Genomic DNA, 17,250 nt, shown 5'->3' on the forward strand with positions numbered 1-17,250 from the left:
CTCAACCCTGCGGCGCTCCCCCGATGGTCCGGGAGACCGGTACAGGCACACAATCATAGAATAGGAAATATGTCAAGATGCGAGTCTTGCGGGCACCCGCCCAGGCGAGCGCAAAGCAGCGCTGATGCGCCCGGATCAATGCTCACGTCCTGCCGCGCGCCGTCCGCGCGTCATGCGGGTCGGGGCATGAAAGTCGTCGGGCTTGGTACGGACCCAGGCCAGGAACCGCGCGATTTCCGGGTCTTGGCGCAAGGCCGCTACGTCAGCGAGTCGGCGGGCAATCTCGGCCTCGCTGTAACGGGCGTGGATTGCCGAATGACAGATCTGGTGCAGCCGCACGGTCTCGCCGCGCGCGCCGCCCTTCAGTTTGTGCAGGAGGTGATGAAGGCTCTGGCGCGCCCGTCGCGGAATTGGTCGCTCGCAAAGCGGGCAGACGACCGGCGCGGCAACCTCATGCCCTGCCTCCTTCTCGCTCCATCGCAGCGCGCGCCGTCCAACCAAGTGCTGCTCCCCTCGCGCTGCACACCAGATGCGAGATGGTGCTGGTTGGCGCGGCCGTCGAGAGTACGGATCAGCGCGCCCCGGCCTGAGCCGCCCCACAGGGGGGTGGTAGCTTCGCGCGGAACAACGCTTCCGCCTCCCGGTCGCGCAGGCCGAGGATGGAGACGTGGTTACCCGGGACCATCTCGATCTTGGCGCGCGCTCCCGCGGCTGCAGCGAGATCCCGCCCGAGTTCGGCCGGGACGATGGTATCCGCAGTGCCGTGAACGATGAGCACGGGGTCACGCCCATGCGCGATCCGGCGGTCGGAGCGGTAGGTATCGAGCAGGATCAGGCCGACCGGCGCGTAGGGCACGTGCAGTGCAGCAGCATGCGTCATCGAGTCGAAGGGCGCCTCGAGATAGAGCCCGAGATGCGGTTGGCGCTCACCGACGGCGACGGCGATGGCTGCGCCCAGCGAGTGGCCGTGCAGCAGGATCGGGGCACCCGGCGCCTTCTCGCTCACGAAGCGATAGGCCGCCAACCCGTCCTCGATCAGGCCGGTCTCGCTCGGCGATCCCGTCGAGCCGGTATAGCCGCGATAGGCGATGGCGAGCATGCCCCAGCCCGCCTCCGTCCAGGGTGCGTCGGCGAAGCGCGCGGCATGCGCTTCCGGCACCGAGCCGTTGCCGTGAAAGGTCAGCACCACGCCGCAGCCCGGCTTCGGCGGCACCCATAACCCGTGCAGGCGCTCGCCGTCGGAGGTCGTCACCGTGACTACCTCTGTGCCGGCGGGCGCGGCCATGGCCTGCGGAGCCGGCTGAAAGGCGCCCGGATAGATCATGCGGCGCTGGTAGACGGCGAGGACGCCGACAGCGGCGGCGTAGAGGCTCAGGACGCCGAGGACGCCGTATCCGATGATGCGCATGATCCCGCCGGGCTCGAGAAGCCGAGGTGCTTACACGCGCTCATGATCTTGCGGAAACGTCGGCCTCTTTCCAAGGCGACCCCGGATCGGGCAAACCCCAGCCAAAGCTCGGGCGTCGACTCAGGTGACCATAGTGCAGGTACCGGGAACCAGCAGGCTGAGCGGAGCCATCGCCCCGAGTTTCAACTTCCTGATGATTCTGCTGACCTTCGCGCTGGCGGGGCTGGCGATCCAGTTCGGCATCGGCAGCGAGAAAGGCCTTGCCTTTGTCTTCGTGCTGGCGGGCTGGGTGCTCTCGCTCTGCCTGCACGAGTTCGGCCATGCCTACATCGCCTGGAAGGGCGGCAACCACGAGATCGGCCAGAGCGGCTACCTCACCCTCGATCCGCGCCACTACGCCGATCCGATCAACTCGATCGCCATGCCGATCCTGTTCACCCTGCTCGGCGGCATCGGCTTTCCCGGCGGCGCCGTCCTGGTGAATCGGCACCTGCTGCCCTCGGCGATCTGGCAGAGCGCGGTTTCGGCTGCGGGGCCGGCGACGAACCTGCTATTCCTGTTGTTCCTTCTCGTGCTCTACCAGCTCGCGGGCGAGAACGCCGACGCAATCCGCGCCGTCATCGCGGTCTCGGCACTGTACCAGGCGACGGCACTCCTCCTGAACCTGCTTCCGATTCCCGGTCTCGACGGCTACGGCGTCATCCGCCCGTGGATCTCCGAAGGCATGCGCGAATCCGGCGACCACATCGCCCGGTATTCCGGCCTGATCATCACCGGCATGTTCCTGCTCTCCGGCGCCTTTGCCCGCTCGGTGTTCCGGGCGGGCCTCTGGATCACCGCGCATCTGGGCTTCTCGCCGCAAGACGTGGTGATGGGCTACCGGCTGATGCGGCTCTGGTAGCGGCGCGTCCTCGGCCTTTCACCCCGCGACTTGGGGCCGGGCAGCAGAACCCGGAATGTCGGTAGAGGCTGAGAACTTTTCGCTCCCGCACGCGCCCAATTGACAAACTCCTCCCAGACTCCGACTCTGGAACGGTTCCGAGGGGGGCCCCACAACGGGGGCTGAGATTGGGCGCGTCGCCCTGACCCTTGAACCTGATCCGGCTCGTACCGGCGTAGGGACGGGAACTGATGGGTGGACGCGGCGAGCGCGTGGCCCCTCTTGCCGGATCGCCGCCGTAAAGCGGGTCGCCTCCAACGCCAGGAGCGACAAGAATGAACGCACCCGTCCGTCCCAAGGACCTGCCGAACGGCACACCCGCCAGCGTCACCACCGGCCCCATTCAGGGTTCGCGCAAGGTCTATTCCGCCGTCACCGGACGCGACGACATCAAGGTGCCGTTCCGCGAGATCGTACTGACCGACCCGAACGAGCCCCCGGTCCGCGTCTACGACCCGTCGGGCCCCTATACAGAGACCGATGCCCACATCGACCTCGAGAAGGGTCTGCCGCTGGTGCGCGAGCCTTGGATCGCCCGGCGCGCCTACGCCACCGTCAAGCCGCGTGAAGTGAAGCCCGAGGACAACGGCTTCGCATCCGCCGACAAGCTCGTTGCCCCCTGCCCCGCCGAGCGCACGATCCGCCGCGCCGATGCCGGCCAGATGGTCACGCAATACGAATTCGCCCGCGCCGGGATCATCACCGAGGAGATGATCTACGTCGCCCATCGCGAGAATGCCTGCCGCGAGCAGATGCTCGAGCGCGCCCATGAAGCCCTCGCCGACGGCGAGAGCTTCGGGGCCTCGGTGCCGCCGTTCATCACGCCGGAATTCGTGCGTGAGGAAGTCGCCCGCGGCCGCGCGATCATCCCGGCCAACATCAACCACACCGAACTCGAGCCGATGGCGATCGGCCGGAACTTCCTGGTGAAGATCAACGCCAATATCGGCAACTCGGCCGTCACCTCGTCGGCCGCCGACGAGGTGGAGAAGCTGGTCTGGTCGATCCGCTGGGGCGGCGACACCGTGATGGACCTGTCGACTGGCCGCAACATCCACAACATCCGCTCGTGGATCGTACGCAACTCACCGGTTCCGATCGGTACCGTGCCGATCTACCAGGCGCTGGAGAAGGTCGGCGGCGATCCGCTCAAGCTCGACTGGGAGGTCTTCAAGGACACCCTCATCGAGCAGGCCGAGCAGGGCATCGACTACTTCACGATCCACGCCGGCGTGCGCCTCGCCTACGTGCCGCTCACCGCGCGCCGCACCACCGGCATCGTCTCGCGCGGCGGCTCGATCATGGCGCGCTGGTGCCTCGCCGGGCACCGCGAATCGTTCCTCTACGAGCGCTTCGACGAGATCTGCGACATCATGCGGGCCTACGACGTCTCGTTCTCGCTCGGTGACGGCCTGCGCCCCGGCTCGATCGCCGACGCCAACGATGCCGCGCAGTTCGGCGAGCTGGAGACGCTCGGCGAGCTCACGAAGGTCGCCTGGGACAAGGGCTGCCAGGTGATGATCGAGGGCCCCGGCCACGTGCCGATGCACAAGATCAAGGTGAACATGGAGAAGCAGCTCCGCGAATGCGGCGAGGCGCCCTTCTACACCCTCGGCCCGCTGACCACCGACATCGCGCCGGGCTACGACCACATCACCTCCGGCATCGGCGCGGCGATGATCGGCTGGTTCGGCACGGCGATGCTCTGCTACGTCACGCCGAAGGAGCATCTCGGCCTGCCGAACCGCGACGACGTGAAGACCGGGGTGATCACCTACAAGATCGCCGCCCACGCCGCCGACCTTGCCAAGGGTCACCCCGCCGCTCAGCTGCGCGACGACGCCCTCTCGAAGGCCCGGTTCGACTTCCGTTGGGAGGACCAGTTCAACCTCTCGCTGGATCCGGACACGGCCCGCTCCTACCACGACGAGACTCTGCCGAAGGACGCCCACAAGGTCGCCCATTTCTGCTCGATGTGCGGCCCCAAATTCTGCTCGATGAAGATCACGCAGGATCTGCGCGCCGACGTGCTCGCCATGGAGGAGGCCGGCATCGTCATCGGTGAGGCCAAGCCGATGACGGAAGAGGAGCGCAAGGCCGGCATGGCTGCCAAGTCCCAGGAATTCCTGGAGGAAGGCGGCAAGCTCTACGTCGAGGCGGCGGAGTAAAGCAGACGCGCGTGCCGGCATACTCGGGAGGGCATGCCGGCCGTATTTGCATGCAAATGTCGGGACGGCCTTAACGCCATGTCAATACTACGTGAGGTCGGCAGGGGACAGACGACGTCGCGTTAAGACTCCGGCGACTGCGCGCGAGGAATCCATGGACGTTGCTCACTCGCACCACGGGAGCATGCCATGGAGCCGATCCGTTCAGTCCAGTTTTCACCGCCGGTCCCCGCCATCGAGCCGACCACCCGCATGAGCGGCGCCAGCGATCGCGGCGACGACCGCGACCGCGCGCTCGACCCGGCCGTGTCGCTCGACCTCAGCCCGGAGGCGGCCACTCGCGCCCGTGCCGACGACGAGAGCCGCGGCTACGTCCGCGACAACGACTCCGATTCCGTCGTCTTCCGCATCACCGATACGGTCAGCGGAGACGTCATCGTTCAGATTCCAAACGAGATCATGATCAAGGCGCGCGTCTATGGGCGCGAGCAGAACCCTCCGGTCGGTGAACGGATCGAGAAGCGCGCCTGACGGGCGCGCGCCTCGTCGTATCTGAGGGGTTCAGGCTGCGGATGGCGCCGGGTTGCCCTGGAGGCCGGCCGCGAGATGGTTGTTGAGCGAGACCAGCGCCTCAAGCTTGTGGGCAGCGGGCTCGATCATCGTGTCGATGATGGTGCGGAACACGAACACCGCGATGTTCGTGACGTTCTGGCGGATGTCATCGGGCAGCGGATTGGCCGGATCGGCAACTGCGCCGGCCAGGATCGTCCAGACCCTCTGATTGAACATCAGCGCCTCGTTCAGCGCAGCCGAACCCGTGACCTCACCCGTGGCGAAGGCCTGGAGGCGTCCGGCGGCTTTCAGGAGAACGGCTGCTTCGGCTTCCCGAGGCGTCAGGGCGCTGCGCGCAACCCTTGCGTATGCGTTGGCCCCTTGCATCATCGCCCCGGCGTCTCCTCGCTCGGACGGTTATCCCGTCCGGCATGCAAGATCTGACACGCCGAGTCTTAAAAATTGGAGTCGTCGCGAAGTCTGCCGCAATGGCGCCCGGATGACCGGCGAGAGGTAGGATCTCGAAGCATACGGCGCGACTGAGCCGGGATCCGGCCTGGATGATCAACTTTCTTCTCGGTCTGGTGGCGGGCGGTCTGATCGCCTGCATCGCGACCATCTCCGCTGCGCGCCATCCCGAGTTTCAGGCCCGTCTCGGGCTCATCCCGCCTGCCCAGGCTGCGCTGATCGAGCCACCGGTCCGTCATGAGATCGCCTGCACGCCACCGGCGGTATCACATCCGGCGCAGGCGACGGCGGCACAGGCCGATGCGCTCTTCTCGCGCCGTCGCTTCTGGTACGTGGCGCCCTGAGCTCCCAGTCAGAAGCTGCGGACGAGCAGCATCAGCATCGTGGTCGCGGCCGTGGTGCTGAGGAAGCCGCACAGGGCTGCGGCGAAGGACGGACCGGTCGGGATCGTGTCGTTGGCGGTGCTCATGGCCGTGCTCTTGAAATCGGTGCGTTCGGCGAATCGACGGTGTGTGTAGCTTGACGGTGCCGCGTTTCGCGGCGGCCGGGCGTGCGGAGGCACACCCAGGCTTCATCCTGTTCGACAAAAACTCAGCTCAGTCGCAGCGGTTTACGTGCTTGGCGATGCGAAGGTTTCGCAGCTCGCTGCGGAGATCGATCGAGGCGATGTCAGCGCCGCAATCCTCGAAGGCGCCCTGAGCGTCGTGGTAGCGGTCACCGATCTCGTCGAGTGTGTCGCAGACGCGATCGTGGCGCCCGAGCCGGGCCTCTTGGCGGGCCTGGTAGCGCAGGGCGCTCGCCTCCTCGACCTTGCGCCTGCCCTCGATGCAGGCCGGAATGGCGTAGGCGGGGGCGGCGAACGGCGCGAGGAGGCTCACGGCGAGGCCGGCGGAAATGATCGTGCGACGCATGGGGAAGTCCACTCAATGCGGTGACTGCGGGATCGGCCAGTGGCCGCCAGTAACGGCAAGGCCAACGTTTGCGGTTCCGAACCGATGAACGGTCAAGCTGCCGTTAGGTTCCGCTTTTTTCCGGTCGAGACTCGGGCTTGGATCGGCGTCGTCTGGAGGCGAGAATCGCGTCTAGCCTCACCGGGGCGATGCCCTGCGCATCGATGCCGACATCGTATTGTCGCGGTATCGGCGAGAGCTTCCCATGCGAGTGTCCGTGCAGGTTGATCACGCCGCGTCCCATCCGGTTCCAGGTCCGGAAAGCGTAGTGGCACAGCACCAGCCGGCGCCCCTCCACCTCGGTCTCTGCATAATGGCCGACCGAGGCCCAACCGGGCGCGGCCAGCGTTTCCGGCCCATCGTTGTTGCCGATGATCAGGTGTTTGGTCCCGGCGAGCACACCGAGCAGTTCGCGGATTCGATCCCGCCCCGGGCCGAGCGCGAAATCACCGAGATGCCACACCTCGTCGTCGGGTCCGACCACGGCGTTCCAGGCCTCGACCAGAGCCGCGTCATGCGCGTCGAGCGTGTTGAACGGCCGGCGGTCGATACGCAGGATACGCGGGTCGCCGAAATGAGTGTCGCTGGTGAAGTAGACGGCCAAGGCCACGCTCTCCCGAGGAAGCCGAGAGAACGCTGCGAGTCCGCCCCTTGCTCCGCGATCAGTGCCCCGGGCTGAAGCGCAGCGGGACCGTGACCGCCAGGCTCGCTCCGCTGAAGCCGGGCGGAGCCGGCGGCACCGACCCGCGAACGGCGGCTAAAGCGGCACTGTCGATGGCGCCGACGCCGCTGCTTGCGGAGAGCCCGGCCCCGCTGACGGCGCCCGATCGGCTCACCGTGAAGTGGACAGTGGCGACGCCGCCAGCCGTGCCGACGGCGGCGTTCCGATTCATACGGCCCCGGATCGCTGCTGAGATCGAGGCCTTCCATGCCGCCAGCGCGTTCGGATCACTTCCGCTAAAACCCGACCGGCCGCCGCTGGCCTGCGAGGCCGCCGACGCCGCGTTCTGCCGGCCCCGCGCATCGTTCGCCGCCTGCGTCCGCCGGGCGGCATCCTCCCTCGACTTAGCGGCCGCCGCCGCAGCGCGACGGATTTCGGCAGCCCGCTCCCGCGCCGCATTGCGCTTCGCCAATTCGGCAGCCTCGCGACGCTCCTCGATCGCCTCCTGCCGCTTGGCCTCGGCTGCGGCCTTGCGCTTGGCTTCGAGAACGGCCTTGCGCTTGGCTTCCTGCTGAGCAGCGATCACGGCCGGATCGGGCTCGACCGGCTTCGGTGGTTCGGGCGCCTCGGCGATCACGGGTGGCGGCGGAGGCGCGGTCTCCTCGGCCTCCGGCGCCTGCGAGGTGATGATCGACTCGACCGGGGGCGGGGGTGCCGTCTCCGGCTCCACCTGCGCGGTTTCCGGCGGCGGCACCTCGGTCGTCTCTGGAGGCTCCACTTTTGCCTCGGTGGGCGTCTCGGCCACATCGAGTGCTGTCGCCTCGGGCGGATCGCCGACGGGTTTGGCCTCCTCGGGAACCTCCTCCTGGGCTGCCTGCTCGGCCGGCGCCTGGGCCTCTGCGGCCGTCATCTCGGGCGTGAGATCAATGGTGATCTGCTGCTCGCCGGGGGGCGCCGGCTGCGCGAGGTTCAGGAACATCAGCCCGGCAATCCCGACCGCGTGAAGCAGCAGCGCGCCGAACAGGGCCGCGAACAACCCGCCTTCAGCGCGATCCGAGCCGGTTGTCGAAACGAACGTGGCCATCGTGTCAGCGTGCCGTTTCACTCGCCGGAGCGGGCGTCGCCGGAGCCGCGGCTCCGCCGGGCGATTGCGCGATGAGGGAAACCTTGGTGAAGCCGGCCTGCCCGACGAGGCCCATCACCTCCATGATCTTGCCGTAGGGCACGTCGCGATCACCGCGCACCAGAACGACCTGCTCCGGGTTCTGCGCCTTCAGTTCGCGCAGTCGCGGCATCAGCGTCTCGTTGGTGAAGCCGTCCTTGGCGATGAAGGGGTGGCCCTCCTTGTCGATCGAGACCTCGAGCGGCTTCTGCGACTGGGCGACCTTTGCCGCGGAGGTCTTGGGAAGCTGCACAGGCACGCCGGTCGTCATCAGTGGCGCAGCGACCATGAAGATGATCAGCAGCACCAGCATCACGTCGACCATCGGCGTGACGTTGATGTCGGACATCGGGGTCGCGTCGAGGCCATCCTCGTCGTCTCCGCCGCCTGCGCGGATCGAACCCATCGCCATGGTGTCTGCCCTCCTGGGCGTCGGCGCCGTCGAGGCAGCCGCGAAGATGTACGAGGCGGCCGCGATCCCCGGCTCGGTGGATCGAAGTGGTCGCCGGTGCTTCCAGAAGCTCGTGCCGCGCGCGTTTATGGGCGCGGCCTGCGGCGGTTACTCAGCCGCGGCACGGCTCGCATTGCGCTCACGGGCGAGGCGGTTGCCGAGGATGCCAATGGCGGAGACGAAGGAGGATTGCACGCGGCTCACGTCACCGCTGAGCTTGTTGTAGGCCATCACCGCCGGGATCGCGACGACGAGGCCGATGGCCGTGGCGAACAGCGCCTCGGCGATGCCGGGAGCCACCACGGCCAGACTGGTATCCTGGCTCTTCGCGATCGACGAGAACGAGTTCATGATGCCCCAGACCGTGCCGAACAGGCCGATGAAGGGGGCCGTGGAGCCCGAGGTGGCGAGAAGCGGAAGTCCGGTCTGCAGGCGCTTCACCTCGAGGTTGAGGGCGGCGCGCATGGCCCGCTCGATGCGGTCACGGCGCTCGGCACGGCTCTCGGTCGGATCCTGATCGCGCCAGGCTTCGAGACCGGCCTGGACGATATGGCCCGAGATGCCCTTCTCGTTGGCATCCAACGAGCCGCCGGTCTGCACCTGGTTGTTGAACGCTTTCGCTTGGCTGCGCGCCCTGGCGAGCCGCACGATCTTCTCGAACACCACCGTCCAGCACGCGATCGATGCGATGACCAGCACGATCATCACGCCCTTCACGATCGGATCGGCCTGCAGGAACAGGCCGAGGAACGAGAAGTCGGGCGTGGCGGCCGCGAGCGGCGCTGCAGTTGAATCCATGGTCGAACTCCTCAGGAGTGAACGGGCCGATGCGAGCCCGGAGAAGCCCGCATCATGGATGCAGCCGAGGCTGCAGGGATCGGGCTAGCGGGCAAACTCGGTGCCGGTCTTGCTCGACGTGTCGATGCGTTCAAGGCAGCTCTCGCGGCTGGCCTCGCCGCCCTCACAGGCGAGCACATCGTTGAGCAGGACACGGCCGATTTTCGGGCAGGCGATGCCGGGGAAGTCGAACAGGCGCACCACGGTCTTACGCTCCTGGACCGGGCCGAGTTCGACTGCGAGGCGCTTCTGGGCCACGCCCTCGGTGTCGAAGGCGAAGAGATCGACTTTCAGCGACTTGAGGGCCGAGCCCTTGCCGTTGTCGACGAGGAGGTAGGTGCGACAGTTCTCGCCCGCGGGTTCGAGGCGGTTCAGTTCGAGCCTCATGGTTGGGCCGGCGGCGGCAGGCTTGGCATCCTGAGCGACGGCGGGCCCTGCCAGCACCGAGGCGAGCAGACACCCTGCGGCGGCAACCTGTCCGGCACGGCGACGGAACTGTCCGTTCACGGTCCCTTCGAACTCCTGCACCACGATGACCGTCCTCCTGTCAGCGGCGGCCCTTGAGACGAGCCTGCCCTATCGAACCCGTCCCCAGCGCCCTTGGATGGTGGGCGGCGCGTCTGATCGGCGCTCTCGCGCACGATCGGCCAGTATCACTGTCTGGATCCGCTGCTGCCGGGACGCGTCGGCTGGACGGACGCGACCGCCACGGGTCGCGATGGCCAAGACAGCCGGCGTCGGAGCGCGGGATCGAATAAGCAAAGCCATCCGGCACCGTCGAAAGCGGCGTCGGATGGCTGGGGTTTGCACTACCCGAGAAGCGCGGAGCCGATCAAGAGCTGCCGCGAAAGTCAGAGTAATTCCAAACTGTTATTCAGGCTTGGCCGGATTGGGACAGAGCGGCAATGCCAGATCATCCCGGATTTATTTGCCAGACGCTCCCTCGCTTTAGGCCGTGATGGCGGAGCCTCTCGGCTGCCCGTGCAACGGGCTAGGTAGGGGTATGATGATTCGATCCTGATCGATCGATCATGCCCACCGCGGTAGCCTGGAACGAAAAAGGCCGGGGCTTTCGCACCCGGCCTTTCGTCGAAACAGAGAGATCGGCGAAACACCGACCGCTGTCATCGTTGGTCGGAGTAGCAGGACTTGAACCTGCGACCCCCTGTCCCCCAGACAGGTGCGCTACCGGGCTGCGCTATACTCCGTCAGATCCGTCCCGACGCCCCCGAAGGGGTTCGGCGCTCTTAGCTTCGCGCCGGTTCCGGCGCAACCCCGAAAGCCGGCCGGACACGGTCGTCGCCGGAACCAGATCGGTCTATGGAGCAGACCTCGTCCCCGGCCGCCCATACGCTGCCCGAGCGGAGATCCATGTCGCCCCGTCCCATCGCCTTCGACCTCACCCGGCTGATCACGCGCCTGCGCCACGCCAGCCCGACCGGCATCGACCGGGTCGACCTCGCCTATGCACGCCACGTGCTCACCGGTGACGGGCCACGCTTCGGGCTGGTGACGAGCGCGCTCGGCCCACGGGTGATCGATCGGGGGCAGGCAAGCGCTATCGTGGAAGCAGTGGCGTCGGGCTGGGTCGAGGACGTGCGGCCCGAGGACGATCCCGTCTATCTCGGCCTCGTCGGGGCGACCGGCGGGCGGGGCCCGGGGGTGAGCAGCGCCCGCCGCAGCGCGTTCCGGCGCAGACAGATCCAGGCGAGCACGACGCTGCGCATGCTGCGGGGACGGGGCATTGAGGCGCTACCGGCGGGCACGGTCTACCTGCACAGCTCGCATCTGCGGCTCGACCGGCCGGAGCGATTCGACTGGCTCTACGCGCGCCGCGACATCCGCCCGGTCTTCTTCGTGCACGACCTGATCCCAATCTCCCATCCCGAATACGGACGCCCTGGCGAGGCCGCCCGGCACGCGGAGCGGATGAGGACGATCGCCCGGCACGCGGCGGCAGTCATCGTGAACTCCGCCGATGTCGGCTCCCGTTTCACGAGGCATCTCGCCGCCCATGGTTTTGCGGCCCGCCCGATCACCGTGGCACCGCTCGGCGTCGAACCGATCTTCTCTGGACGGGACGGCACAGCTCCGGTCTTCGAGCGGCCGACCTTCCTGGTCTGCGGCACGATCGAGTCGCGCAAGAACCACCTACTGCTCCTGCAGGTCTGGCGAGATCTCGCAGCGCGGCACGGGGCGCTGACGCCGCGCCTCGTCATCGTGGGCCGACGCGGCTGGGAGGTCGAGAACGTCATCGACCTGCTCGACCGCTGCCAATCGATCGCTCCCCACGTCACCGAGGTGTCGGGTCTGTCCACGCCGGACCTCGCCCGGTTGATGCGCGGGGCGACAGCCCTGCTCATGCCGTCCTTCATCGAGGGCTACGGCCTGCCGGTGGTCGAAGCCGCCGCGAGCGGTCTGCCGGTGGTCGCCTCCGACATTCCGGTCCACCGCGAGATCGGCGCGCGTTTCGCGCAACTCATCGACCCGCTCGACGGGCCGGGCTGGCGGCAGGCGATCGAGGATCTGAGCGCGCCGGCCTCGCCGCTCCGGGCCGATCTCGCAGCCCGGCTCGACGGCTACGAGGCACCGGGCTGGCCCGCGCATCTCGCGCAGCTCGACGCGGCTCTGGAGGCGGTCGATGGCGGCTGAACGCACCGTCGGCTTGCCTCACGCCGAGCTGACGAATATGGAAAAACGTCAGCAACAGCTGCCGCCGGCACATCGCCGTGCGGTATCGCTCTCCTGAAACGACGGTAACGAGGCGCGCACGATGACGGTCGTCGATGTCGACCGGGAGGCCGTGAAACGCGGCCTGGCCGACGGGTCGATCCTGCTGATCGACGTGCGTGAGGAGCAAGAATTCGCCAGCGGGCACATTCCTGGCTCGGTCTCCTACCCGCTCTCCACCTTCGATCCGGCTACGTTAAGGGCGCTGATCGAAGCGGATGGTCGCCGCCCGGTCTTCTCCTGCGCTTCGGGCGTGCGCACGGTCCATGCGATCTCCGCCGCACGTCAGGCCGGGCTCGATCTGAACGAGCACTACCGGGGCTCCTTCAAGGATTGGTACGGCTCCGGCGAGCCGATCGAACGCTAAAGCGACGCGACCGCGCGGCCGCGCCTAGGCCGCGAACGGTTCCGGGTCGGTCAGATGAACGAGGCGGCTGTGTGCGCGAGCGCACAACGCGACCCATCCCGAGCCTCTAGCGCGGGGTGAAGGGAACCTAAAAATATGTCTCACCTTCGGGTCTTCAGCTTTCTCACGATCGGCTTCGCCGCAGCGCTCGCCTCGGCGCCGGCGCGCGCGCAGGCTCCCGGTATGCCGCCGCCCGGCGTCACGGTGTCGAAGCCCGTGGTGAAGGAGATCGTCGAGCAGGACCAATATACCGGCCGCTTCGACCCGATCGAGTTCGTCGAGGTGCGCGCCCGCGTTACCGGCTACCTGGACAAGATCATGTTCCAGGACGGCGCAGACGTGAAGAAGGGCGAGACGCTCTTCATCATTGACCGCCGGCCCTACAAGGCCGCCCTGGAGCAGGCGCAGGCGGCCCTGACCTCGGCCAAGGCCCGCCTCGCCTTCACCCAGACCGACCTCGAGCGCGCCCAGGTGCTCTCGAAGGGTGGCAACATCTCCGAGCAGGTCACCGACCAGCGCCGCCAGGCCTCGCAGACCGCGCAGGCCGACGTCGACAGCGCCGAGGCGGCCCTTCGCAATGCTCAGCTCAACTACGACTTCACCGAGGTGAAGTCCCCGATCAACGGCCGCATCAGCCGGCGCCTCGTGACCGAGGGCAACATCGTCAGCGCCGACCAGACAATGCTGACGACGATCGTCTCCCTCGATCCGATCTATTTCGGCTTCACGGTCGACGAGCAGTCGTTCCTGAAATACCAGACCAGCCTCGGCATCGGCATGGGTCAGACGCAGCGTGGCAAGGGTGCCCCGGTGATGATCGCGCTGAGTGGCGAGAAGAAGCCGACTCACAAGGGCACGCTCGACTTCGTCGACAACCGCGTCGACAACCAGACCGGCACGGTGCTGCTGCGTGCCACCGTCCCGAACGCGGACAGCTTCATCAAGCCGGGCCTGTTCGGGATCGTGTCGATGCCGGCGACCAAGCCCTTCACGGGCGTGCTGATGCCCGACGATGCCATCGCGGCCAACCAGGACAAGCGGATCGTGTACATCCTCGGCGAGGGTGACAAGGTCTCGGCCAAGCCCGTCACCATCGGCCCGATGGTCGACGGCTACCGGGTGATCGCCGAAGGTCTGACGGGCGACGAGACCGTGGTGATCAATGGCATCGCCAAGATCCGCCCCGGCATGCAGGTCAAACCCGAGACCAAGCAACTCCCGCCGACGAAGGAATAAGGCGCCCACCCGTGTCCTGCGGCCCGGCGGCGAGAGGTTAGCCGATGCGTTTTGCACATTTTTTCGTCGACCGGCCGATCTTCGCCTCGGTCACGTCGATCGTTTTCCTGATCCTGGGCTTCGTCGCCTACGTGTCGCTGCCGGTCTCGCAATATCCCGAGATCGTGCCGCCGACCGTGACCGTGCGTGCCTCCTTCCCCGGCGCTAACGCCGAGACGGTTGCCGCCACCATCGCGACGCCTCTTGAGCAGGAGATCAACGGCGTCGACAACATGCTCTACATGACGTCGTTGTCGACCAACGACGGCAACATGCTGCTGACCGTGACCTTCAAGGTCGGCACCAACCTCGATATTGCGAACGTTCTCGTCCAGAACCGGCTCTCAGTGGCGCAGCCGCGCCTGCCGCCGGACGTGCGCAACCTCGGCGTCACCGTGCGCAAGGCCTCGCCGGACCTTATGCTGGTGGTGCACCTGCGCTCGCCCAACCGCACCTACGACCAGAACTACCTCGCCAACTACATCTATCTGAACATCCGCGACGAGCTGCTGCGCCTCGACGGCGTCGGCGACATCACGATCTTTGGCGGCAACGAATACGCCGAGCGGATCTGGATGGATCCGAACAAGCTCGCGGCCTATGGCCTGACCACCACCGACGTCGTCAGCGCTCTCCAGGAGCAGAACGTCCAGGTCGCAGCCGGTCAGCTCAACGGTCCTCCCGCGGCCACGGGCGCGGCATTCCAGTTCGTCGTCCAGTCGCAGGGACGCTTCAAGACGCCGGAGGAGTTCGCCGACGTCATCGTCAAGGCCCAGGACGGCCGCCTCGTGCGCGTAAAAGACGTGGCCCGCGTCGAGATGGGCCAGAAAGACTATACGACGAACTCATTCCTCGACGACACACCGGCCGTTGGCATCGGCGCCTTCCAGCGTCCCGGCACCAACGCCCTCGACGCCGCCGCGTCGGTGAAGGGCGTGATGGAGGAGGTGAAGAAGAATTTCCCGCCCGACGTCGAGTACGCGATCGCCTACAACCCGACCGAGTTCATCGAGGAATCGATCCACGAGGTCTACAAGACGCTGTTCGAGGCGGTGGGCCTCGTCGTCATCGTCGTGCTCGTGTTCCTGCAGAGCTGGCGCACGGCGCTGATCCCGGTGATCGCGATCCCCGTGTCGCTGATCGGCACCTTCGCCGCCATGGCGGCGTTCGGCTTCTCGCTCAACAACCTGACGCTGTTCGGATTGGTGCTGGCTATCGGCATCGTCGTCGACGACGCGATCGTCGTGGTCGAGAACGTCGAACGCAACATGGAGGAGGGACTCTCTCCGGGCGAAGCAGCGCACAAGACGATGGACGAGGTCGGTTCGGCCGTCATCGCCATCGCGCTGGTGCTCGCGGCGGTGTTCATCCCGACCGCCTTCATCCCCGGTATCTCGGGCCAGTTCTACAAGCAGTTCGCGCTTACCATCGCGGCCTCGACGATCATCTCAGCCTTCAACTCGCTGACGCTGTCGCCAGCGCTCTGCAAGCTGCTCCTCGTCCCGCATCACAAGAGGCAGAAGCCGAAATTCTTCCTCACGCGCTTCGTCAACTGGCTTGCCAGCATGTTCAATCGCGGCTTCGACGCGATCTCGAACGGCTATGCCAGCACCATCCGCGTGCTGACGAGCTCCGTGATCGGACTCGGCGCGATGCTCCTCGTCTATGCGGGCGTCATCGCCGCTACGCTGCACCTCGCACAGACGACCCCGACAGGCTTCATCCCGGATCAGGACCAGGGCTACCTGATCGGCGTCGTCCAGCTACCCTCGGGCGCCTCGCTCGACAGGACCACCGCCGTCATCAACAACGCCGCCGCCATCGCGCGGAAGGTCGACGGCGTGACCCACTCGGTGATCATCGCCGGCTTCGACGGCGCGACCTTCACCAACACCACCAACTCGGGCGTGATGTTCCTCACGCTCAAGGGAGCCAAGGAGCGCGCCGAGACGGGCCGCAGCGCGGCGGTCATCACCGGTGACGTGCTCAAGGCCACCGCCGGCATCCAGGATGCACGCATCATCGTGATCCCGCCGCCGCCCGTGCGCGGTCTCGGTCAGGGCGGCGGCTTCAAGATGCAGATCGAGAGCCGGCAATCCTCGGCGATCGGTCCCCTGCTCGCCTCCACCAACGAGGTCCTCGGCCAAGCGAATGCCGACCCGAATTTGACGCGCGTGTTCACGACCTTCACGAACGACACGCCTCAGCTCTATCTCGACATCGACCGCACGGTCGCACGCATGCTGAACGTGCCGCTCGCCAACGTCTTCAACACGTTGCAGGCTTCGCTCGGCGGCACCTACGTCAACGACTTCAACACGCTGGGCCGCATCTACCAGGTGCGTCTGCAGGGCGACGCGATCTATAGGCAGTCGCGCCGCGATATCGAGCAGCTCAAGGTCCGATCCTCCACCGGCGCGCTCGTCCCGATGGGCACACTCGCCAGGATCCGGGAGATCACCGGCCCGCAGATCGTCCAGAGGTTCAACCTGTACTACTCGGTGCCGGTCCAGGGCGTGGCCCGCCCCGGCATCTCGACGGGCCAGGCGCTCGACGCCATGGAACAGGTCGCCAAGCGTGTGCTGCCGGACGGCTACGCCTACGACTGGACCGAGATCGCCTTCCAGCAGAAGGCCGCGTCCGGCACCGCCGGCTACGTTTTCGCACTGGGCGTGCTGCTCGTCTTCCTCGTGCTCGCCGCTCAGTACGAATCCTGGGCGCTTCCGTTGGCCATCCTGCTGGTGGTGCCGACGGGCGTGCTGGCTGCGCTCTTCGGTGTGCAGCTGAGAGGTCAGGACAACAACATCCTGACCCAGATCGGTCTCATCGTGCTGATCGGCCTGGCCGCGAAGAACGCGATCCTGATCGTGGAATTCGCGCACGACATCGAGGAGGCCGAACACAAGGGGCCTGTTGCGGCGGCGGTCCAAGCCTGCCGCCTGCGCCTGCGCCCGATCCTGATGACGGCGTTCGCCTTCATCCTCGGCACCCTGCCGCTCGTCATCGCCACGGGCCCCGGCGCCGAGATGCGTCAGGCGCTCGGAACGGCGGTGTTCTTCGGCATGATCGGCGCGACTTTCTTCGGCCTGTTCCTCACGCCGGTTTTCTACGTGGTGATCCGCCGCTTCGTACTCTGGCTCGCGAGGGTCCGCGGAAAGACCGAGGACGACACGCACGGAGCTCGCCCGGCCCACGGGTGAGCCCGGATAATGCAAAAAGGCCGGCGAGCATGAAGCTCGCCG

General features: G+C 66.8%; 17 protein-coding genes, 1 tRNA gene and 1 riboswitch. Of the genes, 8 read left to right on the forward strand and 10 right to left on the reverse strand.

The genetic code is table 11. From position 1 onward, the window contains the following. Window positions 1–135: 135 nt before the first annotated feature. On the reverse strand, window positions 136–501 hold the full coding sequence (locus tag MGN01_RS12395; protein WP_147046934.1) for a restriction endonuclease: 366 nt from the start codon (window positions 499–501) through the stop codon (window positions 136–138). Window positions 502–571: 70 nt separating this feature from the next. Beyond that, on the reverse strand, window positions 572–1,408 hold the full coding sequence (locus MGN01_RS12400; RefSeq protein WP_147046935.1) for an alpha/beta hydrolase: 837 nt from the start codon (window positions 1,406–1,408) through the stop codon (window positions 572–574). A 133-nt stretch (window positions 1,409–1,541) separates the two neighbouring features. On the opposite strand from MGN01_RS12400, the gene MGN01_RS12405 reads away from it, so the two are divergent. From MGN01_RS12405 to MGN01_RS12415, 3 genes are all read left to right on the forward strand, one after another. Further along, window positions 1,542–2,309, forward strand: a complete 768-nt coding sequence (locus MGN01_RS12405; RefSeq protein WP_238258198.1) for a site-2 protease family protein — start codon at window positions 1,542–1,544, stop codon at window positions 2,307–2,309. 130 nt (window positions 2,310–2,439) lie between these two features. Then, window positions 2,440–2,547, forward strand: a riboswitch (TPP riboswitch). A 76-nt stretch (window positions 2,548–2,623) separates the two neighbouring features. After that, window positions 2,624–4,516: a phosphomethylpyrimidine synthase ThiC gene (thiC, locus tag MGN01_RS12410; RefSeq protein ID WP_147046936.1), complete on the forward strand. Its 1,893-nt coding sequence runs from the start codon at window positions 2,624–2,626 to the stop codon at window positions 4,514–4,516. A 189-nt stretch (window positions 4,517–4,705) separates the two neighbouring features. Then, the gene (locus MGN01_RS12415; RefSeq protein ID WP_147046937.1) at window positions 4,706–5,047 is read left to right on the forward strand and encodes a hypothetical protein; all 342 of its coding nucleotides are present in this window, start codon (window positions 4,706–4,708) and stop codon (window positions 5,045–5,047) included. Between the two features lie 30 nt (window positions 5,048–5,077). On the opposite strand, the gene flaF is transcribed toward MGN01_RS12415, so the two are convergent. Then, entirely contained in the window at window positions 5,078–5,458 is a 381-nt protein-coding gene (gene flaF / locus MGN01_RS12420) for a flagellar biosynthesis regulator FlaF (RefSeq protein ID WP_147046938.1), read from the reverse strand. A 170-nt stretch (window positions 5,459–5,628) separates the two neighbouring features. On the opposite strand from flaF, the gene MGN01_RS12425 reads away from it, so the two are divergent. Beyond that, complete coding sequence (locus tag MGN01_RS12425) at window positions 5,629–5,880, forward strand: hypothetical protein (RefSeq protein WP_147046939.1); 252 nt, start codon at window positions 5,629–5,631, stop codon at window positions 5,878–5,880. A 252-nt stretch (window positions 5,881–6,132) separates the two neighbouring features. Here the strand turns inward: MGN01_RS12425 and MGN01_RS12430 are convergent, their stop codons facing one another. From MGN01_RS12430 to MGN01_RS12460, 7 genes are all read right to left on the reverse strand, one after another. Beyond that, a complete protein-coding gene (locus tag MGN01_RS12430) occupies window positions 6,133–6,447 on the reverse strand; it encodes a hypothetical protein (protein ID WP_373319196.1) in 315 nt (104 codons plus the stop codon). Between the two features lie 103 nt (window positions 6,448–6,550). After that, window positions 6,551–7,090 (reverse strand): metallophosphoesterase family protein, encoded by a 540-nt coding sequence (locus MGN01_RS12435; protein WP_147047065.1) that lies wholly within the window; start codon window positions 7,088–7,090, stop codon window positions 6,551–6,553. Between the two features lie 58 nt (window positions 7,091–7,148). Then, the gene (locus MGN01_RS12440; RefSeq protein ID WP_147046941.1) at window positions 7,149–8,231 is read right to left on the reverse strand and encodes an energy transducer TonB family protein; all 1,083 of its coding nucleotides are present in this window, start codon (window positions 8,229–8,231) and stop codon (window positions 7,149–7,151) included. 4 nt (window positions 8,232–8,235) lie between these two features. Continuing rightward, entirely contained in the window at window positions 8,236–8,721 is a 486-nt protein-coding gene (tolR, locus tag MGN01_RS12445) for a protein TolR (protein ID WP_147046942.1), read from the reverse strand. A gap of 147 nt (window positions 8,722–8,868) precedes the next feature. Further along, window positions 8,869–9,558 carry a MotA/TolQ/ExbB proton channel family protein gene (locus tag MGN01_RS12450; RefSeq protein WP_147046943.1) on the reverse strand — a complete coding sequence of 230 codons (690 nt, stop codon included), beginning with the start codon at window positions 9,556–9,558 and terminating at the stop codon, window positions 8,869–8,871. An 84-nt stretch (window positions 9,559–9,642) separates the two neighbouring features. Further along, on the reverse strand, window positions 9,643–10,125 hold the full coding sequence (locus MGN01_RS12455; protein WP_373319197.1) for a Tat pathway signal protein: 483 nt from the start codon (window positions 10,123–10,125) through the stop codon (window positions 9,643–9,645). Between the two features lie 603 nt (window positions 10,126–10,728). Continuing rightward, a tRNA-Pro gene (locus MGN01_RS12460) sits at window positions 10,729–10,805 on the reverse strand. 163 nt (window positions 10,806–10,968) lie between these two features. Here MGN01_RS12460 and MGN01_RS12465 point away from each other — a divergent pair. The 4 genes from MGN01_RS12465 (at window position 10,969) to MGN01_RS12480 (ending at window position 17,208) form a co-directional block, all read left to right on the forward strand. Then, complete coding sequence (locus MGN01_RS12465) at window positions 10,969–12,249, forward strand: glycosyltransferase family 4 protein (RefSeq protein WP_147046945.1); 1,281 nt, start codon at window positions 10,969–10,971, stop codon at window positions 12,247–12,249. 121 nt (window positions 12,250–12,370) lie between these two features. Continuing rightward, window positions 12,371–12,694: a rhodanese-like domain-containing protein gene (locus tag MGN01_RS12470; RefSeq protein ID WP_147046946.1), complete on the forward strand. Its 324-nt coding sequence runs from the start codon at window positions 12,371–12,373 to the stop codon at window positions 12,692–12,694. Between the two features lie 135 nt (window positions 12,695–12,829). Further along, window positions 12,830–13,969 carry an efflux RND transporter periplasmic adaptor subunit gene (locus MGN01_RS12475; RefSeq protein ID WP_147046947.1) on the forward strand — a complete coding sequence of 380 codons (1,140 nt, stop codon included), beginning with the start codon at window positions 12,830–12,832 and terminating at the stop codon, window positions 13,967–13,969. 44 nt (window positions 13,970–14,013) lie between these two features. Next, window positions 14,014–17,208 carry an efflux RND transporter permease subunit gene (locus tag MGN01_RS12480; protein WP_147046948.1) on the forward strand — a complete coding sequence of 1,065 codons (3,195 nt, stop codon included), beginning with the start codon at window positions 14,014–14,016 and terminating at the stop codon, window positions 17,206–17,208. The last annotated feature ends 42 nt before the right edge of the window (window positions 17,209–17,250 follow it).

It is taken from the genome of Methylobacterium gnaphalii, assembly GCF_007992215.1.
In the GTDB taxonomy this organism is placed as follows: domain Bacteria; phylum Pseudomonadota; class Alphaproteobacteria; order Rhizobiales; family Beijerinckiaceae; genus Methylobacterium; species Methylobacterium gnaphalii.